Source organism: Vibrio sp. Isolate30 (assembly GCF_022397975.1).
Lineage (GTDB): Bacteria > Pseudomonadota > Gammaproteobacteria > Enterobacterales > Vibrionaceae > Vibrio > Vibrio fortis.
The window spans coordinates 242,939-265,935 of record NZ_JAKEUS010000001.1 but is presented as its reverse complement, the minus strand read 5'-3'; the positions used below and the strand labels follow the sequence as shown (position 1 = coordinate 265,935).

At 46.4% G+C, this 22,997-nt stretch carries 26 protein-coding genes; 15 read left to right on the top strand and 11 right to left on the bottom strand.

The features are described from left to right. Both secF and rlmJ read left to right on the top strand, forming a co-directional pair. The gene (secF, locus tag L1D60_RS01255) at positions 1–942 is read left to right on the top strand and encodes a protein translocase subunit SecF (protein ID WP_239839365.1); all 942 of its coding nucleotides are present in this window, start codon (positions 1–3) and stop codon (positions 940–942) included. Positions 943–1,154: 212 nt separating this feature from the next. Beyond that, positions 1,155–2,024, top strand: a complete 870-nt coding sequence (rlmJ, locus tag L1D60_RS01250; RefSeq protein ID WP_239839364.1) for a 23S rRNA (adenine(2030)-N(6))-methyltransferase RlmJ — start codon at positions 1,155–1,157, stop codon at positions 2,022–2,024. 242 nt (positions 2,025–2,266) lie between these two features. On the opposite strand, the gene L1D60_RS01245 is transcribed toward rlmJ, so the two are convergent. The 4 genes from L1D60_RS01245 to L1D60_RS01230 all read right to left on the bottom strand — a co-directional run bounded on the left by L1D60_RS01245 (position 2,267) and on the right by L1D60_RS01230 (position 6,421). Continuing rightward, positions 2,267–3,088, bottom strand: a complete 822-nt coding sequence (locus tag L1D60_RS01245; RefSeq protein ID WP_239839363.1) for an HNH endonuclease signature motif containing protein — start codon at positions 3,086–3,088, stop codon at positions 2,267–2,269. A gap of 208 nt (positions 3,089–3,296) precedes the next feature. Beyond that, positions 3,297–4,385: an alkene reductase gene (locus tag L1D60_RS01240; protein WP_239839362.1), complete on the bottom strand. Its 1,089-nt coding sequence runs from the start codon at positions 4,383–4,385 to the stop codon at positions 3,297–3,299. A 74-nt stretch (positions 4,386–4,459) separates the two neighbouring features. Next, a complete protein-coding gene (locus L1D60_RS01235; protein WP_239839361.1) occupies positions 4,460–5,653 on the bottom strand; it encodes an MFS transporter in 1,194 nt (397 codons plus the stop codon). An 84-nt stretch (positions 5,654–5,737) separates the two neighbouring features. Continuing rightward, positions 5,738–6,421: an SDR family oxidoreductase gene (locus L1D60_RS01230; protein WP_239839360.1), complete on the bottom strand. Its 684-nt coding sequence runs from the start codon at positions 6,419–6,421 to the stop codon at positions 5,738–5,740. Between the two features lie 133 nt (positions 6,422–6,554). Between L1D60_RS01230 and L1D60_RS01225 the strand changes: the two genes are divergently transcribed. From L1D60_RS01225 to L1D60_RS01210, 4 genes are all read left to right on the top strand, one after another. Beyond that, complete coding sequence (locus tag L1D60_RS01225) at positions 6,555–7,487, top strand: LysR family transcriptional regulator (RefSeq protein WP_239839359.1); 933 nt, start codon at positions 6,555–6,557, stop codon at positions 7,485–7,487. A 100-nt stretch (positions 7,488–7,587) separates the two neighbouring features. Further along, positions 7,588–7,980: a GFA family protein gene (locus tag L1D60_RS01220; protein WP_239839358.1), complete on the top strand. Its 393-nt coding sequence runs from the start codon at positions 7,588–7,590 to the stop codon at positions 7,978–7,980. A 9-nt stretch (positions 7,981–7,989) separates the two neighbouring features. Further along, positions 7,990–8,457 (top strand): OsmC family protein, encoded by a 468-nt coding sequence (locus L1D60_RS01215; protein WP_239839357.1) that lies wholly within the window; start codon positions 7,990–7,992, stop codon positions 8,455–8,457. An 8-nt stretch (positions 8,458–8,465) separates the two neighbouring features. Beyond that, complete coding sequence (locus tag L1D60_RS01210; RefSeq protein WP_239839356.1) at positions 8,466–8,810, top strand: ribosome recycling factor family protein; 345 nt, start codon at positions 8,466–8,468, stop codon at positions 8,808–8,810. A gap of 25 nt (positions 8,811–8,835) precedes the next feature. Here L1D60_RS01210 and aroQ read toward each other — a convergent pair whose 3' ends face one another. Together aroQ and L1D60_RS01200 are read right to left on the bottom strand one after the other, a co-directional pair. Next, positions 8,836–9,279, bottom strand: a complete 444-nt coding sequence (gene aroQ, locus L1D60_RS01205) for a type II 3-dehydroquinate dehydratase (RefSeq protein WP_239839355.1) — start codon at positions 9,277–9,279, stop codon at positions 8,836–8,838. A gap of 13 nt (positions 9,280–9,292) precedes the next feature. Beyond that, positions 9,293–10,132 carry a ThiF family adenylyltransferase gene (locus L1D60_RS01200; RefSeq protein WP_239839354.1) on the bottom strand — a complete coding sequence of 280 codons (840 nt, stop codon included), beginning with the start codon at positions 10,130–10,132 and terminating at the stop codon, positions 9,293–9,295. A 283-nt stretch (positions 10,133–10,415) separates the two neighbouring features. Here L1D60_RS01200 and L1D60_RS01195 point away from each other — a divergent pair, with 283 nt between their 5' ends. From L1D60_RS01195 to L1D60_RS01165, 7 genes are all read left to right on the top strand, one after another. Next, positions 10,416–11,093: a 4-carboxy-4-hydroxy-2-oxoadipate aldolase/oxaloacetate decarboxylase gene (locus L1D60_RS01195; RefSeq protein WP_239839353.1), complete on the top strand. Its 678-nt coding sequence runs from the start codon at positions 10,416–10,418 to the stop codon at positions 11,091–11,093. Beyond that, positions 11,086–12,150, top strand: a complete 1,065-nt coding sequence (locus tag L1D60_RS01190) for a 4-oxalomesaconate tautomerase (RefSeq protein WP_239839352.1) — start codon at positions 11,086–11,088, stop codon at positions 12,148–12,150. Before L1D60_RS01195 ends, L1D60_RS01190 begins: the two co-directional genes overlap by 8 nt. A 27-nt stretch (positions 12,151–12,177) precedes the next feature. Next, positions 12,178–13,056, top strand: a complete 879-nt coding sequence (locus tag L1D60_RS01185; RefSeq protein WP_150868289.1) for an amidohydrolase family protein — start codon at positions 12,178–12,180, stop codon at positions 13,054–13,056. A gap of 1 nt (position 13,057) precedes the next feature. Beyond that, a complete protein-coding gene (locus L1D60_RS01180; protein WP_239839351.1) occupies positions 13,058–13,408 on the top strand; it encodes a protocatechuate 4,5-dioxygenase subunit alpha in 351 nt (116 codons plus the stop codon). A gap of 2 nt (positions 13,409–13,410) precedes the next feature. Further along, positions 13,411–14,250, top strand: a complete 840-nt coding sequence (locus tag L1D60_RS01175; RefSeq protein WP_032553675.1) for a class III extradiol dioxygenase family protein — start codon at positions 13,411–13,413, stop codon at positions 14,248–14,250. A 239-nt stretch (positions 14,251–14,489) separates the two neighbouring features. Then, entirely contained in the window at positions 14,490–15,023 is a 534-nt protein-coding gene (locus L1D60_RS01170; protein WP_239839350.1) for a YbhB/YbcL family Raf kinase inhibitor-like protein, read from the top strand. Positions 15,024–15,043: 20 nt separating this feature from the next. Continuing rightward, positions 15,044–15,823: a helix-turn-helix transcriptional regulator gene (locus L1D60_RS01165; protein WP_239839349.1), complete on the top strand. Its 780-nt coding sequence runs from the start codon at positions 15,044–15,046 to the stop codon at positions 15,821–15,823. Positions 15,824–15,945: 122 nt separating this feature from the next. Here the strand turns inward: L1D60_RS01165 and L1D60_RS01160 are convergent, their stop codons facing one another. The 5 genes from L1D60_RS01160 to L1D60_RS01140 all read right to left on the bottom strand — a co-directional run bounded on the left by L1D60_RS01160 (position 15,946) and on the right by L1D60_RS01140 (position 21,003). Next, positions 15,946–16,680 carry a PIG-L deacetylase family protein gene (locus L1D60_RS01160; protein WP_032553670.1) on the bottom strand — a complete coding sequence of 245 codons (735 nt, stop codon included), beginning with the start codon at positions 16,678–16,680 and terminating at the stop codon, positions 15,946–15,948. A 65-nt stretch (positions 16,681–16,745) separates the two neighbouring features. After that, entirely contained in the window at positions 16,746–17,750 is a 1,005-nt protein-coding gene (locus L1D60_RS01155) for an aldo/keto reductase (RefSeq protein ID WP_239839348.1), read from the bottom strand. An 11-nt stretch (positions 17,751–17,761) separates the two neighbouring features. Beyond that, entirely contained in the window at positions 17,762–18,715 is a 954-nt protein-coding gene (locus tag L1D60_RS01150) for a Gfo/Idh/MocA family oxidoreductase (RefSeq protein WP_239839347.1), read from the bottom strand. A 30-nt stretch (positions 18,716–18,745) separates the two neighbouring features. Beyond that, the gene (locus tag L1D60_RS01145; RefSeq protein WP_239839346.1) at positions 18,746–19,687 is read right to left on the bottom strand and encodes a DUF1932 domain-containing protein; all 942 of its coding nucleotides are present in this window, start codon (positions 19,685–19,687) and stop codon (positions 18,746–18,748) included. Between the two features lie 95 nt (positions 19,688–19,782). Continuing rightward, positions 19,783–21,003, bottom strand: coding sequence for a LysR family transcriptional regulator (locus tag L1D60_RS01140; protein WP_239839345.1), 1,221 nt, complete (start codon positions 21,001–21,003; stop codon positions 19,783–19,785). A 423-nt stretch (positions 21,004–21,426) separates the two neighbouring features. On the opposite strand from L1D60_RS01140, the gene L1D60_RS01135 reads away from it, so the two are divergent. Then, a complete protein-coding gene (locus L1D60_RS01135) occupies positions 21,427–22,431 on the top strand; it encodes a DctP family TRAP transporter solute-binding subunit (RefSeq protein WP_239839344.1) in 1,005 nt (334 codons plus the stop codon). Positions 22,432–22,494: 63 nt separating this feature from the next. Beyond that, positions 22,495–22,992 (top strand): TRAP transporter small permease, encoded by a 498-nt coding sequence (locus L1D60_RS01130; protein WP_239839343.1) that lies wholly within the window; start codon positions 22,495–22,497, stop codon positions 22,990–22,992. Positions 22,993–22,997 lie beyond the last annotated feature (5 nt).

Sequence of the window (22,997 nt, the reverse complement as noted above, 5' to 3'; positions counted from 1 at the left end):
ATGAGTACTTCAACAAAAATGACGATTTCAGACCGCTATTTTTCAGACAGTAATATGACTCTCCTGCGTAAGGTGATGTCGGTGATTTCTATTGTGCTGTTCATGAGCTCTGTGATGCTCGTGGCAGTAAAAGGGTTTAACTGGGGCTTAGACTTCACTGGTGGTGTCGTTGCCGAGGTTCAGCTCTCTGATCAAGTAACCAAAGACGCGCTAAAAGCAAAGCTTGATACGGCATTCCAACAAGATGTTCAAGTGGTTGGTATGGCAGAGCAAGACCGTTGGACGATACGTTACAGCCAGCTGACGGATGCAACACAGACTAATTTGGTGGATGCTCTAGCTTCAGTGAGCGATCAAGTGAAAGTGCTCAACAGCAGTGTCGTTGGTCCTCAAGTTGGTCAAGACATGGTTGACCAAGGTGGTCTAGCGGTACTGGTGTGTTTCTTAATGATCATGCTTTATCTAAGTGTTCGATTTGAATGGCGTTTAGCTCTAGGGGCTCTGGCGGCCATCATCTACGACGTAACCATTATCTTCGGCTTATTCGCCTTTACTCAGTTTGAGTTCAACCTAACGGTATTGGCTGCGGTGTTAGCGATTCTCGGCTACTCACTCAATGACTCGATCATTATCGCCGACCGTGTTCGTGAAATGCTGCGTGGTAATCCAAACGGTGATACAGATAACCTGCTCAACGAATCGGTGAAAGCGACCTTCTCACGCACCATGGTGACGTCAGGTACGACATTGTTGACGGTCTCGGCGCTTTGGTTACTGGGTGGTGCAGCGTTGCAAGGGTTTGCGATTGCATTGGTCGTGGGTATTGCGAGTGGTACTTGGTCTTCAATTTCGGTCGGTATCACTCTTCCGAAATTACTAGGATTGCTGCCTTGTCACTATCAAGTAAAACCCGTTGACGAATTGGAAGAGAGTCGCCCATAGCCTAATGTGCTTCACATGCATGGTTAGGCCTGAGCCATGAGTGCTCAATAAATAAAAAGCCCTAAGGTTGATCTCAATCTTAGGGCTTTATTTTTAGTGAGGTCAATAGGTTAGATAAAGTGACTCTATTTCAAAAATCTGCACATTGGCGCAGCGTCTCCACCCAATATGACTTATGTTTATAAGATGTTTGTTGGAAACGAGGCAAAGCAATGGAATATCGACATCAATGTCATGTGGGCGATCACGGAGATGCACTTAAACATCCAGTATTGAGTGAGTTTGTTCAAATGCTTATGCAGCAACATTCGAGCTTAACTGTGATTGACACACACTCAGGGACAGCACGATACGACTTGACCACAGCACCGAGCAACCACGCAGGTGAGTTTGCTGAAGGTGTTGGGTATCTGTGGCGCAACAAAGGTTACTTACCGAGTGCTTTCTCATCATTTATCTCGATTTTGGAATACTACAATCCTAATCAACTGATTACCGATTATCCGGGGTCTGCTGCGATCGCTTATCAGCATGGACGCAGCCAAGATAACTTCTATTTCTCCGATATTCAGCAATCTGAGGCCGATTTGTTACGTGCCAACATTGAAGAGATCCAGCAACAGCGTGGCGTCTCTAGCACGCTACATGTTAGTGCGGGCGATGGGCTGAAAGCACTACCAGATGTGGTCGCTAAAAGTGACAGACATCAGCTGGTGGTGATTGACCCGCCCTATGAAAGCGACGATGAATACCTTGCGGTGATTGATGCGTTGGCGAAGGCATACCAGAAATCAGATAAAGTCTCGGCGCTCATTTGGTATCCGTTGTACACCGAAGATAAGAGCTCGCTGATCCTTAGTCACTGTTTCGATGCGATGCAAGCTGAAGAGTTACCAAACCCGATTAAGGCAGAGCTGAGACTGCGCGACCCGAAAGGGGATGATCGCCTCATTGGTAGTGGACTGCTGCTGTTTAATCCGCCGCAAGGCCTTGCTGGAAAGGTCGCAGATGTACTGGAATTTTTGCATCGAGATCTCGCTACCCACGGTGAAGGGTATTGGCAGATGCGTGGTTTGGCGTGATTAAGCGAACACTGTATTAATAAGTCATTGTAAAAATTAAGGTTTTTAATTGACCTGACTCTAACTTATAAAAGTTGATTAATTCTCGTTAATCATTTAAAACTGAGACTTACAAGCGGAGACTTGCCGTATTGCGGCAAACTTAAACAAAATAATCTCCATTTAATCTATGCAGTTTACCCCCTAAACAGCATTAGGCTCGCACTAGTCACGCGAGCCTTTCTTTTGCCTGTCGAAAATGTTTACAACAAGTTCTCTTCAATCTTTAGCGCTTTCTCTATGAGTTCTGCGTTGAACTCTGCTGCATCTACAGAGTAATGCGCTTTTCGGTGGCAATTAGGGCAGAGAGCAATCACGTTTTCAGGACAATCAGCGCCACCATCTGCCAATCGAGTGAGGTGATGTACTTCTAGATAGGGACCTGACTTTGCTTTAAAGGGCGATGGTATTTCACAGCCTTCACAGAGACCATTTGCCCTCTTTTTTGCGTAAAGCTTGATGGCCTCACTACGATACTTTATGTGCGTGAGTTGTTCTTTAGGTTCAGCTTGAAGTGGCGTTGAAGCTAAAGCGATGTCTCGTAATTGCTTCAATGATTTACTTTTAGTTGGCTTGGTAAGGTATGACATTTTTGGAGTTTGAATTGTATCTCCAATACTTTGCGGGATGATATCTAAATGGAAAATTATTGCATCGCGAAGTTGGTCGTTTTTGTCGGGGCGTTGCTCTATGTGATGACAGATGTAGTTGCAAACACCGACGAATCTAACCAAACCAGTTGAGACAGATTCAAATAAGAGAATCTCTTTGAGGTTGTTTTGGTGTTCAAAGATGGCTAAGTTTCCTTTAACCATCTGCATATCACCTTCTTGCCCTTCTCCTGTATATCGGAAAGTGCCGTCTGCACTAAAGCCATCAGAGTATCCAAATTCTTCACCAGCATCGCTAGTGAATATAAATACATATGGATGGGCTGCAGGCGTAGCTATGCCACCATATTGCTGACCTTTGTAACGACCGTGTATATCTGTGCGTCGATTATAAACCTGTCCTACGTTGAACAATGATGACCTCTCTTTTATTGGTTTAAATTCTAATTATTATTGATGTTTTTATAATTTAAATTTCGTGTAAAGTTCAAATATAACAGTGGTTTAAGTGAAAGTGTGCAAGTTGACTCTTGGGTGTGAAAAGGTATCGGATTGGTCACGTTTTTAAAGAGACAAGCCTGCGGGGAGCATGCAGGCCTGGTGTTTGTTTAATGCTTTACCACTACAAAGCTGGATAATCGATGTAACCCTTTTCGTTGCCTCCGAACAAGGTCGTGCCATCGAGTTCTGCTAGTTCACTGCCGTTTTGCAGGCGTGATACCAGGTCTGGGTTTGCTACGAATGGGCGACCGAATGCGACGAGATCGGCGTAGCCTTTGCTTAGTACTTCTTTGGCGCGTTGTGGTGTGTAGCTGCCCGCAACAATAATGGTGTTAGAGAATAACTCCCTTAGCTCAATTCGGAAGTTTTCAGGGATCACGGGAGCATCATCCCAGTCGGCTTCTGACAGGTGCAGATAAGCGATATCACGAGCTTGCAGTTCTTTTGCAGCTTCCAAAATTGTTGGCACGATGTCTGGGCAGTTCATATCTTTGAAGGTGATGAATGGCGCCAAACGCACGCCGACTTTCTCGGCACCTATCTCTGCAATCACAGTATCAACCACTTCAATCAGAAAGCGAATTCGATTCTCACGGTTACCGCCGTAGTTATCGGTACGTTTATTTGAGTTGGTTCTAAGGAACTGATCGATTAGGTAGCCATTACCGCCGTGGATCTCGACACCATTAAAGCCTGCTTCGATCGCCTTTTTTGCAGAGTTCGCAAAATCTTGAACCACGCGGTCGATGTCTGATTGGGTCATCTCTCTTGGTTGGATGCAATCGACCATGTTGCCGTTGCCATTCTCATCAGCAATCCACACCTGAGTTTCTATTGGAGCCAAAGCTGACGGGGCAATCGGCAGTTCGCCCTTTTGAAAGGTAGGGTGGGATACTCGGCCTACATGCCATAGCTGACAGAATATCGCTGCACCTTGTGCTTTCACTGCGGTTGTTACGCCTCTCCAACCTTCGATTTGCGCATCGGTATAAACACCGGGTGTAAATGAGTAACCTTGAGAGTCGTCTGAGATTTGCGTCGCTTCAGTGATGATAAGCCCGGCACTTGCGCGTTGTCGGTAATAAGTCGCCATCATGTCGTTTGGTACATTGCCCGGTTGACTAGTACGAGCGCGAGTCATAGGTGCCATAACCACACGGTTTTGCAGTGCTAGGCCTTTAAGTTCTGATGTTTCGAATAGTTTGTTCATGGTATCTACCTCGTTTTAATTCTGTGCTCTTTAATTGAGTGCTTTTTAGTTTTGTATTCAGGTTATGGGTCGAGTTACTTACTTTCCGCAGGGCTGAAAATAGAGTTGCTTTGTGGTTTGTTTGCTCGGTTGGCTTTGGCGATAAGTAGCAAGCCAATCACAGGAACAACAATGGCTGCGAACGGAATCATGCCTGCGCCTAGTTGGCTGTCGAGTACCATGCCGCCAAGGAATCCACCGAAGGCATTAGCCAGATTGAATGCAGAGATATTGGCGGTTGCTGCTAACTCTTGCCCTTCACCACCGTGATTCATCACTCGAAGTTGCATAGGGGGAACGTTCGCAAATGATGCGATGCCAAAGACAAATGCAGCTGCAACGAACAAGATTTTGTTATCAACCACCAGACCAACGGCAACCAGTGAAACGATAAGTGCAGCAGCCCAAAACATTGATGCTTTGCTTAGATCTTTGTCTGAAGAGCGTCCACCCAAAATGTTGCCGATGATCAGACCCGCACCCACAATCACTAAGATCCATGTAACAGACTCTTGACCGTACCCCGTGATGTGCATAGCGATAGGAGCCAAGTAGCCGTAAAGCGTCATGAAGCCAGACCAAACGAAAGCAGTGATCGCTAAGCTGATTAACAGCATTGGATTTTTGAACGCCATAAGTTGAGTTTTGATGTCTTTCGCTTCACTGTGACCGCTTGATTTGATTGACGTAAAGATAGAGGTCATTGCGATGGTGCCAAGTGCTGCAACAATGAAGAAGGTAGTGTGCCAACCAAATTGCAAGCCGATCCATGTACCTGCAGGGACACCAAGAACGTTAGCGAGCGTTAAACCTGCGAACATCTGACCCACAGCGCGCCCCGCCATTTTTTCAGACACTAAATTGGTCGCAACAACCGCCCCTATGCCATAGAAAGGACCCTGCACTAAGCCTGCGATGACACGGCTTGCCAGTAGTAATGGGTAACTAGGTGCTAGTGCCGAAAACACATTGCCGACGATGAATAAGGCCATTAAGCCGATGAGCACCATTTTCTTGTTAAAGCGTGCAAGGTAGATGGTTAAGATCGGGCCACCGATAACGATAGCTAACGCGTAAGCACTGATTAGATAGCCCGCTTGGCCTTCGGTGATTGAAAGTGAGGAGGCTATTTGTGGTAGAAGGCCTGCGATAACAAATTCAGCGGTACCGATGGCAAATGCTGCGAGGGTGAGAATCCATACTTGGAAAGGGATTTTTTCTTGTTTCATGATGAGTTACCTATCTAAATTCTTGTTTGTTAGGACGTTTAGATACACGCCCCAACGGTTGTACTTTGTGTCTTTGCGAGGTGGTTAGCCGAGTAAAGCGCCGCCATCGATGTCGATGATTGAACCCGTCATGTATGGGTTGTTCATTGCGAGTAGGTATCCCATCGCGACCTCTGAGGCTTCGCCTACTTTGCCCGCGGGTAATTTGTGTTTGGCATTCTCGTACATGTTTGAACGTGTAGACTCGTCCATGTTTTTGTACGCTTCAGTCATGGTTAAGCCAGGGCTGACGGCGTTCACGCGAATCGGCGAGAGCTCCTTCGCAAGCACCTTGGTGACACTCTCTAGTGCAGCATTTATCGCTGTTTTAACGTATGTCCCCGCGACTACTTTGCGTGACAACATGCCGCTGGTAAGAGTGATTGAGCCGTTTGGTGTCATGTAGCGCGCGGCATGTTTAGCTACGTTTAAGCTGCCCCAAAATTTGGTATCAAATGCTGTTTTGGCATCTTCGATAGCAACGTCTGTCACTTTTCCTGCTGGAGCGTATGAGCCTGCTGTAACAACCAAGTGGTCAAACACACCAATCGATTCGAAATACTCACAAATCGACTTTTCACTGCTGATATCAAGACCTGTGTGTCGGCTAGCAATGTGTACAGTGTTGTTTTCATTTCTTAATTGCATCGCTAGTGCTTTGCCGATCCCTGATGTGCCACCAATGATGACGAAGGTGCTCTTTTTTGGGGCCGTTAGTTCGTTGTTCATGGTCTGAATTCCTGCGTTGTTCTGTTGATGGTTGTCATTATATTTATTCGAATAATTTTGATAATTGGCTAAAATGTGAATTCATTATTCGGTTTTTATGAATGGTGAATCTAAAGGTAAGGAAGGGTAACGAGTGGATAAGTTTTCAGACATGGCGATGTTCGTCAGCATCGTGAAACATCAAGGGTTAGCTGCAGCGGGTCGTGAACTAGGGTTGTCGCCTGCGACGATGACAGCTCGGTTACAAGCTCTAGAAGAAAGATATGGCGTGAAGCTTTTGAACCGAAGTACGAGGCATGTGTCTCTGACCGACTCGGGGGAGCTGTACCACAAGGCGTGTATTGAAATTCTAGACAGCGTGAGTGAGACGGAAAACTTGATTCAAAATGGGGTTAAAGAGGTGAAAGGCCCATTGAGAATTGCGGCACCGAAAGACATCGGAAAACAGTATATTTTGCCCATTTTATCTGAGTTTTGTCAGCAGTATCCTGACGTGATTCCTTATCTGTATTTGAACGACAAGCTATCGAATATTGGTGAGTCTGGTATGGATATTGTGATTCGTTATGGCGAACTTGTGGACAGTAATTTGATCTCCCGACGTTTGTCACCAAGCAGGCGTGTGCTTTGCGCTTCACCAGAATATCTCGCCAAGCACGGAACACCATTGAAACCTCAAGATCTCGTTGACCATGACTGCTTGGCAATGCTGCGCAGCAATGAAGAACTCAAGACATGGCACTTCCAAGACCAAGACATGAAAAAGTCGATTACTGTAGTGCCCAAACGCTTTTCTGATGATGGCGAAGTGATTCGCTACTGGGCATTAAAAGGCGAGGGGATTGCGCTTAAGTCGGTGCTGGATGTGCAAGACGACATCAATAACCAGCGCCTTGTGACTCTGCTCAATGGCTACATGAAGAACTTTAATACCTCGACTAATGTGTCGAGTGCAGACTTAAATGTGGTGTATATCAGTAAGAAATATCAGCCTAAGCGTATTCGACTCTTTTTGGATTTTCTGTTCGATAACTTCAGTCGTTTGAATGATAAATCAATCAATTAACGCGGTATGACAAAACTCTCGAACTGCAAATAGCATTGCGGACAGTGAGCGCAGAACTGGTTATGATGCGAGCAATACATGGATGTGATTGGAGAGAAGAATGAAACTCGTTGGTAATACGGTTATTAAACCTTTTCATAAAGCGACCTGCCATTGTGGTGCGGTGGAGTTAGAGCTCAGCCTACCTAATGGCATCGAAAAACCACGCCGTTGTGATTGCTCGATCTGTCGTCGCAAAGGCGCGATAGTGGGCTCAGTAGCCTTGGATGGCATCAAGATCCTCAAAGGTGCGGAGCATCTCAAGTTGTATCAATTTAATACCAATACCGCTAAGCATTACTTCTGCTCAAACTGCGGTATCTACACTCACCATCAACGTCGCTCCAGCCCAAATGAATATGGATTCAATATTGGTTGTTTAGAAGGGGTGAATCCTTTTGATATTGGTGATGTGGTGACCAATGACGGTGTGAACCACCCAGCGGATCGCTAAGGAGAAAGTATGTCGGATTATGGTGCGATTGTTCGCTGGAAAAAAGGTGAACATGAGGCTTTTAGCGATAACCAATATAGCCGCGGACATACGTGGGAGTTTGATGGGGGTGTTATTGTACCCGCCTCGTCATCACCTCATGTAGTGCCATTGCCACTCTCTGTTGAGGATAATGTTGACCCCGAAGAAGCCTTTATTGCTGCGATTGCCAGTTGTCATATGCTGACGTTTTTGGGGATTGCAGCCAAGCGTAAGTACGTGATTGAGTCTTACGTTGATGATGCAATCGGTGTTCTGGAAGAAGATAAAGCAGGGCGAGCCTGGGTTAGTCATGTTACGCTTAGACCTCAAATTCAATTTGTTGGTGATAAGCGCCCATCGGGCACACAGCTCGAAAAGCTGCATCATTTGGCGCACAGTAACTGCTTCATTGCCAACTCCGTAAAAACCGAGATCACGGTAGAGATAGACTCGTAAGCCACACTATGTTTTCAGTTGTACTCAATAGCTTTGTCCACCGTGTGCCAGATAAGGCACAGGTGCTCGCCTTAGCAGCCCAAAGTGGCTGTCAGTTAAAACGCATTCGACGTTCTCGGAATTGGATGTTAACGGGTGAAGAGGCGCAGCTACATAGATTAAGAGAGCAACTTAGCGATGCTCCCTTACTTTGGATGGTGACTGCAATTGATAAGGTCTTACCTAAGCCAACAGTTTGCTTACAACAACTGCTTCAAAACACACCTTCTATGACCGTCGCTCAACTAGTGAGTGAATCTGGCTGTTCACTGGCTGAAGCGCGCATCGCGATTGATGAGTTCGAAGGACTGTAAGTGCCCCTAGGCTCATCAAGTTTGATTACTTTTCTAACAGAAAATCTAACGCTAACTTGTAGCCTTTTGTGCCCATACCAATGATGGTGCCTGCGGCTACAGGTGAGATGTACGAGTGATGGCGGAAGGCTTCGCGTGCATGCACGTTAGAGATATGAACTTCAACCACTGGTACCTCAACCCCTTTGATGGCATCGTGAAGAGCAATCGACGTGTGCGTGTAAGCACCCGGGTTAAACACAACGCCAGCGCATTCACCTTGAGTAAACTCGCGACCCGCTTTGTGGATAGCATCAATTAGGCTGCCTTCGGTATTGCTTTGAAAACACTCAGCGTCATAACCGTACTCTGTTGCGACCTTGCGGCAGTTTTCTTCTACGTCAGCCAGTGTTTCGTAGCCGTATTGTGCAGGCTCACGTGTGCCAAGTAGGTTTAGGTTTGGTCCGTTGAGTATTAAGATTTTTTTCATTGAGTCATTGTCCTTAACGTAAATTCGCAAGCTGTGTTTGCTTAAAAGTATTGAGTTGTTGAGTTGAAACTTGGGCACCGGTGAATAAGGTGAACGCATCATGCGCTTGATGGAAAAAGAGCTCAAAGCCGCTCAACGTATTGATCGATTTCTGCTGTGCGGCTTTCAGAAATTCTGTCTCCCGTGGGATGTATACGGCATCAAAACACCAAGCCTGCTGCTGCAACCAAGAGGGCTCAATAGGGCAACCAGGTGTTTGATAGTGTCCGATAGGCGTGCAATTGAGGACACCTTCTGCTCTCTGTACCGCTGTTTCTAACGTCGTTTCATTCAAACATACGGTATCTATATTCTCAGCCGCAAGCAGCTTCGCGAGGCTATTCATTTTTGTTAGATCCCGGTCATAGATTGCGATCTCTGTCGCACCGAGATCGGCAAGTGAAAAGCAGATTGCTTTGCCGACGCCACCACAACCAAGCACCACTACTTTACCCGGCTTGTGCTGACCAAACTGAGTAAATGCAGCGATAAAGCCACTGTAGTCCGTGTTGTAAGCGATGATCTGTTGGTCACGTTTAACTAGCGTGTTGGCCGCACCAACTCGCTTGGCACAAGGCGCGAGCTCATCGGCGACCGATAGTATTTGTTCTTTGTAGGGGTAGGTAACGTTCGCAGAATCAATCTCGTTGTCGAACAAGTCAGTAGTGTGCTGGTGGAGTGATTCTGCGCTGTTGATGGTCAGCTCTTCGAGTTGATAGTGCAGCTCAATATTAAGCTTTTCAGCAAGGGCGTTGTGAAAATCTGGCGATTGAGAACGTTGGATGTTCTGCCCTATGAGTCGACATTGAATCATGATTCACTCCTTATCGTTATTTGTCACTACGCTAGCAAAACCCACTTTCTCGCGATAATTGTTTTTTCCTAACACCCATTCAATTTTTGAAGATTACTGATAGCGCAGGGCGCAGCACCTAAGCGGTAACGGGTGTAATTGCACTCCCTATCTCAAAATCTTATACCTTGCGAAATAATTGAAATATCGCCTTTGTCAGCACCTCTTTATAGTGAATACATCAGCGAGCAGTAACCACCTTTGAAGGGATTCACCTGCCGAAATGTATTAAGAGGGAACACAAATGCAGAACAACGTCGTAGTACAAAATATTCAGCGCGCAGACAAAGAGATTATTGAAGGCCTGCGTCAATGTGGTGTGGCGACCATTCATGAAGCTCAGGGCCGTAAGGGCTTATTGGCTCACTACATGCGCCCAATTTTCCAAGGCGACGCGGTTGCGGGTTCTGCGTTGACCATCTCAGGTGCAGCGGGTGATAACTGGATGATGCACGTAGCGATCGAGCAAGCAAAAGCGGGTGACTTCTTGGTATTCGCACCGACTTCCCCTTCCAATCACGGCTTCTTTGGTGACTTGCTAGCGACATCGGCGCAAGCACGCGGTGTTGTCGGCCTTATCATCGAAGGTGGCGTACGTGACACTCGTGATCTTCGTGAAATGAATTTCCCAGTATGGTCTAAGGCGATCTTCAGTGAAGGTACCATCAAGGAGACATTGGGTTCAGTGAACGTGCCAATGAATTGTGCCGGCGCTCTGGTTTACCCTGGTGATGTGATGGTCGCGGATGAAGATGGCGTTGTGGTTGTGCGTCGCGAGGAAGCGGAAGAGGTTCTGCATGAATCACTAGCTCGTATTGAACGTGAAGAAGCAAAGCGTGTTCGATTAGCGAATGGCGAGTTGGGTCTGGACATCTATCAAATGCGCGGCCGCCTAGAAGAGAAAGGGCTGAAATATGTCTAGTCATCCCTTCAGTGCACCATGTATGTGGATGCGCTCTGGTACATCAAAGGGAGCCTATTTCCTGCGTAAGGATTTACCAGAGAGCGAGCAAGCATGTGAGCAGTTTTTACTGTCGATGATGGGCACCCCCGACCCAAGACAGATCGACGGAATTGGCGGCGCAGACCCGCTCACTTCGAAGGTTGCGATAGTGGAATCGTCAAAACGTGAAGGCGTCGACGTTGACTACCTATTTCAACAGGTATTTGTTGACCAAAAGCTTATTAGTGGCAAGCAAAACTGTGGCAATATTTTAGCGGGTGTTGCACCGTTTGCGATTGAACGTGGACTGGTAGAAGCACAAGAGAGTCAAACCTCGGTTCGCATCTTCATGGAGAACACACAGCAGGTAGCAACGGTTACCGTGCAAACCCCAAACAAGCAAGTGACCTATGCTGGTGACTGCCATATTGATGGAGTCCCTAATACCGCGGCTCCGCTAGCAGTCTGCTTTGAAGATACAGCTGGCTCTACCTGCGGCGCTCTGCTGCCAACGGGGAACGAAGTCGACGTTATTGATGGTGTGAGCGTGACTCTGATTGATAACGGTATGCCTGTCGTGGTGCTAAGAGCGCAAGATTTTGGCCTTACTGGTGACGAATCCCGCGAACAATTGGACGATAACGCAGAACTTAAGCAACGCCTAGAGTCGATACGCCTGCAAGCTGGGCCAATGATGAATCTCGGCGATGTTCGTGAACTAAGTGTGCCGAAAATGACACTGGTGAGCGCGCCTCAATATGGTGGTGGTATTTCAACGCGTACTTTTATCCCTCATCGCTGCCATGCGTCGATTGGCGTTCTAGGTGCGGTGAGTGTCGCGAGTGCCTGCATCTTGAATGACGCCCCAGCAAAGCAACTTGCTGAAGTCGAAATAGAAAAACAAATACATATCGATGTTGAACACCCAATCGGAAAGATGAGCGTGGTGCTAGACGTTGAACAAAATCAAGTGAAGTCCGCCGCGATCCTTCGCACAGCAAGAAAGCTGTTCGATGGCACCGTATTTGGACTGTAAGCCTGCTGAAAATAACAAGGAAGAAACATGGACGCTGATTACCTACCGTTCCACCCAAATCCAAGCAAGCCGAAGTTTGTGGTGCCAGAAGGCGCAGTGGATAGCCACTGTCACGTTTTTGGTCCTGCGGCTAAATTCCCTTACTCTCCGGCGCGTAAGTACACCCCGTGCGACGCGTCAAAAGAGCAGCTTTTTGCCCTGCGCGATCACTTAGGCTTTAGCCGTAATGTGATTGTTCAGGCTTCTTGCCACAGTACAGATAACCGCGCGCTTGTTGATGCGCTAGAGACCGCTGGTGAATTAGCTCGTGGTATTGCATTCGTTGACGAGACAGTGACAGACGAAGAGCTACAAGCGATGGACAAAGCTGGCGTTCGTGGTGTCCGCTTTAATTTTGTGAAGCGCTTAGTTGATACAGTACCAACTGAAAAGCTTAAAGCGATCGCTGAGAAGATCCGCCCACTAGGTTGGCATGTTGTGGTCTACTTTGAAGCGCAAGACATTGATGATGTGACGCCGTTTTTAGAAGAGCTCAATATGACGGTAGTGATTGACCACATGGGTCGTCCTGATGTGGCAAAAGGTGTCGATAGCCAAGAGTTCGGCAAGTTTATTTCGTTGATGGAGCGTAACCCAGACATCTGGTGCAAAGTGAGTTGCCCAGAGCGTTTGACTCAAACGCCACCGGATTACTCCGATGTGGTGCCGTTTGCTAAAACCTTGGTTGATCTGTTTCCAAACCGCGTACTTTGGGGAACCGACTGGCCACATCCAAACATGAAGTCACACACTCCTGATGATGGCCACTTAGTGGATGTGATTCCACAAATTGCCACTACGGTAGAGCAACAGCAAGCACTACTCGTCACTAACCCAATGAAACTTTACTGGCCGGAGAGCGTGTAACATGACTTACCTAAATAATAAGCCGATCCCCGGCACAACCATGTTTGATGGCGCAATGGCGCGTAAAGGCTATGGCTTGAACAAGATGTGTCATTCACTTAACGACCAAGCGGGGCGCGATGCGTTTTCAGCCGATGAAATGGCCTACTGTGACAAATATGGACTGACGGAAGCTCAAAAGACGGCAATCAAAGAGCGTGATGTTTTAGGGTTGATCGCAGAAGGTGGCAGTATCTACTACCTTGCTAAATTCGTCGGTATGTTGGGGCTCAACATGCAAGACATTGGTGCGATGCAAACGGGTATGACAGTTGAAGAATTTAAACAGATGTTAGTAGAGGCAGGGAAATAGTTATGGCAAAGATCGTTGGCGGAATTACCACTTCCCACATTCCTTCAATTGGTAAAGCAATTGAGAACAATCTACAACAAACTGAATACTGGAAGCCTCTGTTTGATGCGTATCCACCGATTCACCACTGGCTAGATGAAGTTCAACCAGATGTTGCGGTCGTTTTTTATAACGATCACGGCTTAGAGTTCTTCCTTGATAAGAAACCGACCTTCGCGATTGGTGCTGCACCAAGTTATAAGAATGCCGATGAAGGCTGGGGTATTCCGACTATTCCAGAGATCAACGGTGACCCAGAGCTGTCGTGGCACATCTGTAACGAACTGGTTGAGAACGAGTTCGATATTACCATCTGCCAAGAGATGAAAGTTGACCACGGTCTAACTGTACCAATGCAGCTGATGTGGCCAAACTTCAGTTACGGTCACATGAAGGTGATTCCGGTATGTATCAACGTAGAACAGCACCCAATGCCATCACCTAAGCGTTGTTACGACCTAGGCAAAGCGATTGGTAAGGCAGTTGAAAGCTACGATAAAGACTTGAAGGTTGTCGTACTTGGCACTGGTGGTCTTTCTCATCAGTTGGACGGTGAGCGTGCTGGCTTTATCAATAAAGAGTTCGACCTTTACTGCATGAAGAAGTTGATCGACAACCCAGAAGAACTGACTAAGCTTTCGATCTACGACCTAGTAGAGCAGGGCGGTGCGCAAGGTGCGGAATTCATTATGTGGCTTGGTATGCGTGGTGCATTGACGGGCGAGCTTAATGTACTGAAAAGCAGCTATCATGCACCCGTGTCGAATACCGGTGCTGGCACCATGCTGATAGAAAACCGCTGATTACATTAACTCGATAAATACTCATAAAGCCCCAGAGTGTCATGCTCTGGGGCTTTTTCTTGGTCTGAATAATGTGGCTATAAAGCCGTATTTCTTTCTGGTTTTTCCGCCATATAAAACTCAGAAAAATCTAAAAGTATCAAAAATTGCTTAAATTAAATTTAATGTGATACTTATAGAGGTGTTGTGCGATGTGACTGACGATAGACTGATTCCGAACTCACAAAAGGAATCGAACAATGAAACTACCAACACTATCTCTACTCGCACTAGGTCTTTTAGCTGCAGGTTCAACTCAAGCATTTGAGCTGGTTAGTCAAGACATTCAGGAAGGCCACCCAATGGCTAAGAAATTTGAATATCAGGGGTGGGGCTGTGATGGCGACAATGTATCGCCACAATTGATGTGGAAGGATGTACCGGAAGGCACCAAGAGCTTTGCTGTAACGGCTTACGATCCAGATGCACCAACAGGCAGTGGTTTTTGGCATTGGGTTGCGTTTGATATTCCAAACAAAACAACCGAGCTAGCGCAAGGTGTTGATATTGGTAAGCTCGGTGGTAAGGAGGCTCGTATCGATTATGGCACTACAGGGTTTGGCGGTGCTTGTCCTCCCCAAGGCCATGGTATGCACCGCTATCAATTTACAGTGTGGGCACTACCAAAGGCGACTATAGGCCTTGATGAGAATACTCCACCGGCCGTGGTTGGTTTTACACTCAATAGCATTGCTATTGATAAGGCAACACTAACGGCAACGTATACACGTTAGTCGATCATTTAGGAGGCGTCATGAGCGCTCAGTATCAAGTGACTCTGTTTCGAGCGGAACAACTTCAGAAGCTCAGAAATGTGCGGGTTCACTCTCCGAGTCTCATTCAAATCATGGCTGGAAGTAAGCGGCTGTTTTGGAAAGAATCGGTTCAAGATCTCTCTAGTACTGAGCTGTTGTTATGTGAAGCCTCCGCCTCATTGAGCTTTGAGAACCTGCCACAGAAGGGGCGATTTCTTTCTCGGGTATTCACTTTTCACTGCTCTCCGACAGAGGCAATGCTGGAACTGAGTAGCAATAGAGCTTGCGAAAAGAGTGAGCCATTTTTTCAATCTGACAAGGCACTGCAAAGTACTCTGAATGCGCTGTTTTCGCTTGAATCCCAAACGATAAGTGGTGAGACGCAGCGTTTTTGGGTGCTTGGTTTATATCAGCAGTTGGCAGAAAAAGGCGTTCTACATCAACTCTTTCCAAGCATAAATACCAGCTTTCGTCAGCAGCTGAGTCGCCACTTGTCTCGTTCTCCCAGTGACAAGCATTCTCTAGACGATGTTGCCGAGCAATTTGCCATGAGTCGAGCGACTATGATTCGTAAATTAAAGCGAGAAGGTACCCAATTTCGAGAGGTGCTTACGGAAGTTCGTTTAGCTCATGCTTTGTATCTGATACAGAGTGGCTACAGCAATGTTGCTCAGTTAGCCTTGGCGTGTGGTTATCTGTCTGAGGGGCGATTTAGCCAGCGTTTTAAAGAGAAATTCGGACTGACGCCGACCGATTACATTAAAACAGTAGCGGCTTAGCTCGGATGTTTGCTGCGCCCTGCGAAGGGTAGATGATTAACGATAACAAAAAGCCCCACGGTGTAGCGGGGCTTAGGTTATTTATCTGTTTGCTTGTTGGCCGGTTTGGTTATTTAGAGGCTTTACAGCGAATCAACACACTGCGGGAAGATCGCTTGGAAACCTTCAGCGTGTTGGCAGCTTCTGCCGCCCGCTTGGCCACCTGAGTTACGTCTAAAGTGGTTGCCACGGTTTTCAGCTAGGTTTTCGTAGAAGGTCCATAGGTGCTCTTGACCTTGCATACACTCAATTGCGGCTTTTTTGCTTTCCCACACTTCAGAGATGTCTAGGAAGGTATTTGGTTTCCATTCCATCTGCTCGCTTTGGTGCGGTTCGAATAGGTAAACCTGAGGTGCGCCTAGTACTTTCTCACCTGGGTTATGACCCCAAGCTTGTGCGATCATGCGGCACTGCAGAGTGATCTCAGTTGCGTACATGTGGTCTGTATTGTACGGGTCCCATTTAGAGTGCGTCATGATGAATTCTGGTTGAATCTCACGGATCAGGTCAACGATCTGGTACTTACCTTCTTTGTCGATTTCAAGTGGGTAATCACCGAAGTCAAAGAAACGAATGTCACTTACGCCAAGAGCTGCCGCTGCTGCTGTCGCTTCTTCATGACGAATACGCTTAACGTCTTCAAGTGTCATGCCTTCTTGTTTCCATAGCTTTGCAGACTCGCCACGCTCACCGTATGAAAGACATGCAATGGTCACTTCGTAGCCCAGCTTCTGGTGAAGGGCGATGGCACCGCCACAACGCCATACAAAGTCTGCTGAATGGGCACTGATTACTAAAGCTGTTTTCTTTGTTGTCATGTTATTAATCCTTTATTTACTCTTGAGCTCGTCTGATGAGCGTGTCTTTTATGTTCTTTATTTGGTTAAAATTGTTCGGTATCGATTTCGGCTTGAGTGGGCGCGTTGTAGCGACCGCCAACAAATGCCTTTTGCGGTACAGTGCGCTCAACCAGTTCTAGCAGGGCGTTCGAAACCGTGTAGTGCTGTGCGTTTAAGTTATCTTCTAGATGCTTAAAGTTAGTGGTGCCTGGCAGTGCAATAGAGTGAGGCGCTTTAGCCAGCGTCCATGCCAAGGCAAATTGAGCCAGAGTTGGCGCAGGTAGTGATACATTCTCTTCAGCAAAAATCGGCAGCAGAGAAGCGAACCTATTTACAGCCAACAAGTTAGCTTCAAAGTTTTCTGCATTAAATCTCGGCATCGCATTGCGAATATCACCATCCACAAATTGGTTGCTTTGAAGCTCGCCACTCAGGATACCGCGCCCCACAGGGCTGAAAGACACAAAGGTACTTCCTAGCTCTTGGCATTTATCAATCACCGCGATCTCTGCGTTGCGTGACCACAATGAATACTCCGATTGAACCGCTGCTATCGGGTGGATCTGGTGTGCTTTTTCCAGCGTGGTTGCCGATACCTCAGATAGGCCGAGGTGTTTGATTTTGCCTTCATCAACCAACCTAGCCAGCTCGTCAACGCTCTCTTCAATAGGCACATTTTTGTCCCAGCGGTGCAGATAGTAGAGGTCAATCACGTCAGTATTGAGACGCTGCAGTGACTCTTCACATGTCTTGCGTATTGTCTCTGGGCGACCATCAATCGCGCGTTTACCATCGGGGCCTTTAAACATGCCGCACTTGCTGGCAAGAAAGAATTCATTACGGCGATGACCTACTGCTTTAGCGAGTAGTTTCTCGTTGTTACCAAACCCGTAAAGAGCTGCGGTATCCAGCATGTTGTAGCCAAGATCAAGCGCCCTATTAAGTAGCTTGATGCTGTGCTCTTCACTTGGAGGTGTTCCGTATGCGTGAGAAACGTTCATACATCCAAGGGCGACTGGCGCGAGTGAGTGCTCACCTAGTGTAATCATCGCCGGGCTCCTTACTCTTGCTCTAGCAGTTGTTCTAATGCGTGCAGTGTCTCCATGGCTGGCAGACAGCTTGCGACACTTGAGTTTGGCTCGCGGCCTGTACGAATCGCATCGAAGAACTCACGGTCGATTAGCTCGATGCCGTTGTTTGAAACCGCGACACCTTCCAGTGAAATCGGGTTCTCTTTGCCATCGAATAGATCGTCGTAGCGAGCGATGTAGGTGCCTTCGTCACAGATGTAGCGGAAGAAGGTGCCAAATGGACCGTCGTTATTGAAAGAGAGTGATAGCGTACATAGCGCGCCAGATGGCGTTTTCATGCCAATGCTCATGTCCATAGCGATGTTGAGCTCTGGGTGAATCGGGCCTTGCAGTGCTTGAATCTTTGATGCCTTCTCACCGGTTTGGTATTGGAAAAGGTCAACAGTGTGACAAGCGTGATGCCATAGTAGGTGATCAGTCCAAGTGCGTGGTTCACCTTTGGCATTGGTGTTGGTGCGACGGAAGAAGTAGGTTTGAACATCCATTTGTTGAATGTTTAGCTCGCCAGCTGCGATCTTGTTGTGGATCCACTGGTGGCTTGGATTAAATCGGCGAGTGTGACCAGCCATAGCGACAACGCCAGTTTTCTTTTGAGTCTCAACCACTTTGTAGCTGTCTTCAATGTTGTCTGCCATTGGGATTTCGACCAGAACATGCTTGCCAGCTTCCATACATGCGATAGCTTGCTCAGCATGCATTTGAGTTGGTGTGGCTAGAATCACAGCATCGATGTTGTCAGACTTGAGTGCCTCTTCAAGTGAAGAGAAGCCTTGAGCCGTTTGATTGTAATCTGTGATCAGTTGATCAAGCTTGTCCGCTTCAGGGGCAACCATCGCAGTAACGGTAACGTCGTCGATATTACGCAGTGCCTCTAAATGTTTTTGGCCGAATGCACCCGTAGCGCCTACTACACACACTTTCATAATCATTCCTTTTGTATTCAAGCGATTAAACTATTGGATATTTTGTAATTTCGTTGCGGTCGATTCATTATCTGCGACCTGCAATTGTTCTATGATCTGGTCAGACAGTTGACTGAGAGGCTGATCTAACGCTTCGATGTTGAGTTCACCGAGCGACTGATGCCAGTGCATTGCGCCTTCGACCATCGAGTGACTCATGCCTAGCTCGTTTAAGGTCGCTGCGACCTCTTTTAATTCTGCGTGGCGTCTTTCACCATGGTCGAGCATCCGCTCCATGTGGTAACGGCTTAAGTGGCTCAACTCTAACTCTGGATAGGTTTTGCTTAGTGATTTGAGGACATGATGCTCAACGCCAGATTTACGCGCGGCCAACATACACTCGGTCGTCAGTGCTTCTAAACCCTTGACCATTATTGAGCGCAACATCTTGATGCTAGAAGCATCCCCCACATTTTCTGAGATAACCTCTGTGTCGAAACCAAGTTGCGTTAAGTACTCCGCGACTTTTTCAGCTTTCTGGCCGGACAGGTAGAGCGGAATATTGGGCTGTGATGTCAACACTGGTGCCATAATGGCAATGTCGATGTAGTCTGCGCCTTGTGCTTCAACGGTTTGTGCTAATCGTTGTTTGGTTTGCGGTGAACAAGAGTTAAAGTCGAGCACAATTTGTTTCTTAGTCAGAGAATCTACTATCTGATGCAGTGCGCTTTCAGCTTGATCTGCGGTGACTAGAGAAAAAATAAGTTGTGCCCCTTGTACTGCTTCTTCAGGGCGAAATGTCCCTTGCACACCTTTATCAATATATTCGAGAAGTTTCCGTTCTCTGGTGAATATATTGTTCGTCTTTATATCAAAGGCGTTTATTATTTCTGGTGCTCTATTCTTCCAAGAAGAAATAAATGTTGTAGCTGCTTCGCCAAAACCAATAAATGCGATCCTACTGACTTTCACTATAACCACCTTTTTCTTCATTAATTATCTTTGGCTATGGTCAAACACTAACATTTGGTATTGGGTGCGGATAATCAAATTAAGTCAAAGGGTATTCAATTTTGAAAATAATAGGGTTATTGCAAAGACATTTTTACCCCGTTTGTTCGCAATAATTGCAAGAAGTGAGTTTGTACAGAAGTGGCAAACCAGTTTTTTCGAACTGTTAAACCAATGGGTCTGGATTGCTCTTCACCTTCAAAAGGGAGAGCGACTAAATGACCCTCGTCGAGATCACGCCTGATTTGATGTTGAGAAAGAAGGGTTAATCGATCACTACCCAGTAATAGCTCTTTGACTAGCATTTGCGAGCTGGCTTCAATTAAGCGATTGGGTACCTCAAGCGATGCTTTGGTAAACATATCTTCGAACATTTTACGTGCGGGTGTTGCACTGGAGGAGACAACCCAACTCGACTCTTGAAGCTCTTTGATACTGACTTTCTCTTTAGTCGCTAAAGGGTGGTCAGCTCGCGACAAAATGGTGTTCTTCGATTCAAATAACGTCTCTTGACGGATATCGGTGCTGGGTACAGGAAAGCGTAGAGCACCTATTAAAATATCAATCTCGCCATATTTGAGGTGGTTAAGCAGGTCTTTATAAGGGCCATCAATCACGTGTATTTGGCAGTCTGGGTAGGCCTTAGAAAACTCATTAATGGTACTTGGTAGTAGACAGGTTCTTGCCAGAGGCAAACAGCCAACGGTGATCACGGAACTGTGTCGGTTACTGAGCAGGTTTACCTCATCAAGTCCTTGTTTTATTTCAACAAAAGCAAGCTTGCTCGCTTTGTCTAGTATGGCTCCAGCCTTAGAGAGTGCAATACCTGTACTGGTCTTTTCAAAAAGGGTAAAGCCCAGAATTTCTTCGAGATCTTTAGAGGCGCGATAGACCGATGACTGAGACACTTCAAGCAAACGGCTCGCCTCGGTAAAGCTTTGTCCATTTGCAACAGCAACTAGCGCTTTTAACTGTGTGGTTGTGATATTGAACAGGTAACGTTGAACGCTATTTTTGCGTTGTTTAGTGGCAATTTTAAGCGCATTCGAGATGCCCTGACTGATGCTTTCTAAAGCGCGATCAATTCGCAAAGCAAAGGCTTCACCTTGTTTGGTTGGTGTCATGCCATCGCTAGTGCGTTCGAAGAGTTCGCTGTTCATGCTCTTCTCGAGCTTGGAAATGGCTTGTGTGATTGCGGGTTGAGAGAGAAAAACTGTGTCAGAGGCTTTACTGATGCTTCCTGTATGAACGACTTCAGAAATGGCCCTAAGGTGACGTAAATTGGGAATATTAAACACACCGCTTCCTTACTTTTGATTGTATTTACAGCATGGAATATGAAATAAATCACACTTTTTAAACTTAGAGTTATAACTCTAAGTATGATGTAGCTCGAAATACTCGACGCCCTTATCTATGGACATATTAGTAACGGAATTCAAACACTCAATGAAGTAGCGAATGATATATTGTTTCTAAAGTGTGACTTCATTCTCCAAATTTAACGAATTTGTAAAATATCAAATTTAACCAATTATTGATGGAAATTATGCTTGTTCTTTGGTTTTAAGTTTTTGATTTATTATGTTTATTTTTATTTGTGAACAACTCTTTTATAACGCAGGTTATCTAATTTTTGAATAATGCTTTCAGTAAGTGAATTTTGTTTTGTTAATTCCCAGTGTTAGTTTTATCGGCAATGAAACAGGAGGTTCCATCGAATGAAAACTATAAAAACACTATCACTGGCTGTATCACTGGCATTTGCTGCAAACACATCAGCTGCGGATATCGACATTACGATTGGTCACGTTGACTCTCAGGATTGGACGATTTCTAAGAAGGGCGCAGCGACTCAGGTATTTAAAAATATCGTAGAGGCGGAGTCTGGCGGTCGTATTGCAGTCAACATCTACCCATCGGGCCAACTTGGTGGCGAAACTGAACTGCTTCAGTCTGCGCAAGAGGGAATGCTGACCATGACAATGGTGTCGGGTGCTTATTCTAAGCTATGTAAAGAAGCCAATGTTCTAGAGATCCCGTATTTATTCCCTTCAGCACCTGTTGCTTGGGAAGTGTTAGATGGTGAGTTTGGCCAGCAGCTCAATGAGCAGTGTTTAAAACAGACTGGCTTGCGCAACCTAGCGTACGGTGAAACAGGTTTTCGTCATTTCACAAACTCGAAGCGTGAAATCAAATCTCCTGACGACCTAAAAGGTCTAAAAATTCGTGTAATGACAACCCCACTTTATGTTGAGTTGCTGAAATCTTTAGGCGCTGAGCCAACGCCTATTGCCTTCCCAGAAGTACCAGCAGCTCTAACAACCGGTGTTATTGATGGTCAAGAAAACCCAGTGAGCGTTATCAGCGCAAATAAGTTCTACGAGCTACAAGAGTACATCACGCTGGATGGTCATGTTTATGGCACCGATTTCTTATTAATGAATGATGACTTTTACCAAGGGTTATCGGATGAAGACCGCGCGATCATCGATCGTGCAGCGCAAGTTGCAGGTACGGTTGGCCGAGCTGTTCAGCAGGTTAACTCTGCAGAAGGTCTAGAAACGCTAGGTAAGAAGGGCATGAAGATCACGTCATTGACAGCAGAGCAACAGAAGCAATTCCGCGACAAAACTCAGCCTGCGGTAATCAAATGGCTTGAAGGCACCGTAGATTCGAAATGGATCGATGGCGCACTCCAAGCGGTTGAGACTGCAACGAAGTAACTCTGATGTTCGCAGCATTGATGGTCTCAATGCTGCGCTTTCCCAAGGAGATAGGGAATTATGATGGAACAATATAAAAAACTATTGGCATTCTGCGCAGGTTCGTCTCTGTTTGTACTGTTTGCAGTCATGCTGGTCACTACCATCTCACGCTATTTCTTCAATACCTCAATTCTTTGGGGTGAAGAGCTGTGTAAGTACTCAATGATTTACGGTGTGATGTTTGGTACGTCTCTCTGTTACTTAGAAGGGCTGCACATTAAATTTTCGGTTTTAGATTCAGTTAAGTCGGCGATTTTCCAAAAGGTATTGGCGATTGTGGTTGATATCGCAGTGCTAGTATCGGCGGGCATCATGACTTACTCCGGCTACCTATTTGTTATGAAACGCGGTGGTATTGAATCACCAGGTATTGGCTTGAGCATGTACTACTTCCAGTCTGCGTTAGTTGTTGGTGGTATCTGTCTGTTTGTTGCCGCTCTATTGCGTTTAGCACAACACGTCACGCTATCTCGACGCGCCAATGCGCCAGTCTCTTCTCTCACTCAAGGCGATGTATAAGGATC

What these genes read in the sequence shown, in the direction of transcription:
- secF (WP_239839365.1), top strand. Translation starts at nt 1, where the DNA reads ATGAGTACTTCAACAAAAATGACGATTTCAGACCGCTATTTTTCAGAC.
- rlmJ (WP_239839364.1), top strand. Translation starts at nt 1,155, where the DNA reads ATGGAATATCGACATCAATGTCATGTGGGCGATCACGGAGATGCACTT.
- L1D60_RS01240 (WP_239839362.1), bottom strand. Translation starts at nt 4,385, where the DNA reads ATGAACAAACTATTCGAAACATCAGAACTTAAAGGCCTAGCACTGCAA.
- L1D60_RS01235 (WP_239839361.1), bottom strand. Translation starts at nt 5,653, where the DNA reads ATGAAACAAGAAAAAATCCCTTTCCAAGTATGGATTCTCACCCTCGCA.
- L1D60_RS01230 (WP_239839360.1), bottom strand. Translation starts at nt 6,421, where the DNA reads ATGAACAACGAACTAACGGCCCCAAAAAAGAGCACCTTCGTCATCATT.
- L1D60_RS01220 (WP_239839358.1), top strand. Translation starts at nt 7,588, where the DNA reads ATGAAACTCGTTGGTAATACGGTTATTAAACCTTTTCATAAAGCGACC.
- L1D60_RS01215 (WP_239839357.1), top strand. Translation starts at nt 7,990, where the DNA reads ATGTCGGATTATGGTGCGATTGTTCGCTGGAAAAAAGGTGAACATGAG.
- L1D60_RS01210 (WP_239839356.1), top strand. Translation starts at nt 8,466, where the DNA reads ATGTTTTCAGTTGTACTCAATAGCTTTGTCCACCGTGTGCCAGATAAG.
- aroQ (WP_239839355.1), bottom strand. Translation starts at nt 9,279, where the DNA reads ATGAAAAAAATCTTAATACTCAACGGACCAAACCTAAACCTACTTGGC.
- L1D60_RS01200 (WP_239839354.1), bottom strand. Translation starts at nt 10,132, where the DNA reads ATGATTCAATGTCGACTCATAGGGCAGAACATCCAACGTTCTCAATCG.
- L1D60_RS01195 (WP_239839353.1), top strand. Translation starts at nt 10,416, where the DNA reads ATGCAGAACAACGTCGTAGTACAAAATATTCAGCGCGCAGACAAAGAG.
- L1D60_RS01190 (WP_239839352.1), top strand. Translation starts at nt 11,086, where the DNA reads ATGTCTAGTCATCCCTTCAGTGCACCATGTATGTGGATGCGCTCTGGT.
- L1D60_RS01185 (WP_150868289.1), top strand. Translation starts at nt 12,178, where the DNA reads ATGGACGCTGATTACCTACCGTTCCACCCAAATCCAAGCAAGCCGAAG.
- L1D60_RS01180 (WP_239839351.1), top strand. Translation starts at nt 13,058, where the DNA reads ATGACTTACCTAAATAATAAGCCGATCCCCGGCACAACCATGTTTGAT.
- L1D60_RS01175 (WP_032553675.1), top strand. Translation starts at nt 13,411, where the DNA reads ATGGCAAAGATCGTTGGCGGAATTACCACTTCCCACATTCCTTCAATT.
- L1D60_RS01170 (WP_239839350.1), top strand. Translation starts at nt 14,490, where the DNA reads ATGAAACTACCAACACTATCTCTACTCGCACTAGGTCTTTTAGCTGCA.
- L1D60_RS01165 (WP_239839349.1), top strand. Translation starts at nt 15,044, where the DNA reads ATGAGCGCTCAGTATCAAGTGACTCTGTTTCGAGCGGAACAACTTCAG.
- L1D60_RS01160 (WP_032553670.1), bottom strand. Translation starts at nt 16,680, where the DNA reads ATGACAACAAAGAAAACAGCTTTAGTAATCAGTGCCCATTCAGCAGAC.
- L1D60_RS01155 (WP_239839348.1), bottom strand. Translation starts at nt 17,750, where the DNA reads ATGATTACACTAGGTGAGCACTCACTCGCGCCAGTCGCCCTTGGATGT.
- L1D60_RS01150 (WP_239839347.1), bottom strand. Translation starts at nt 18,715, where the DNA reads ATGAAAGTGTGTGTAGTAGGCGCTACGGGTGCATTCGGCCAAAAACAT.
- L1D60_RS01145 (WP_239839346.1), bottom strand. Translation starts at nt 19,687, where the DNA reads ATGAAGAAAAAGGTGGTTATAGTGAAAGTCAGTAGGATCGCATTTATT.
- L1D60_RS01135 (WP_239839344.1), top strand. Translation starts at nt 21,427, where the DNA reads ATGAAAACTATAAAAACACTATCACTGGCTGTATCACTGGCATTTGCT.
- L1D60_RS01130 (WP_239839343.1), top strand. Translation starts at nt 22,495, where the DNA reads ATGGAACAATATAAAAAACTATTGGCATTCTGCGCAGGTTCGTCTCTG.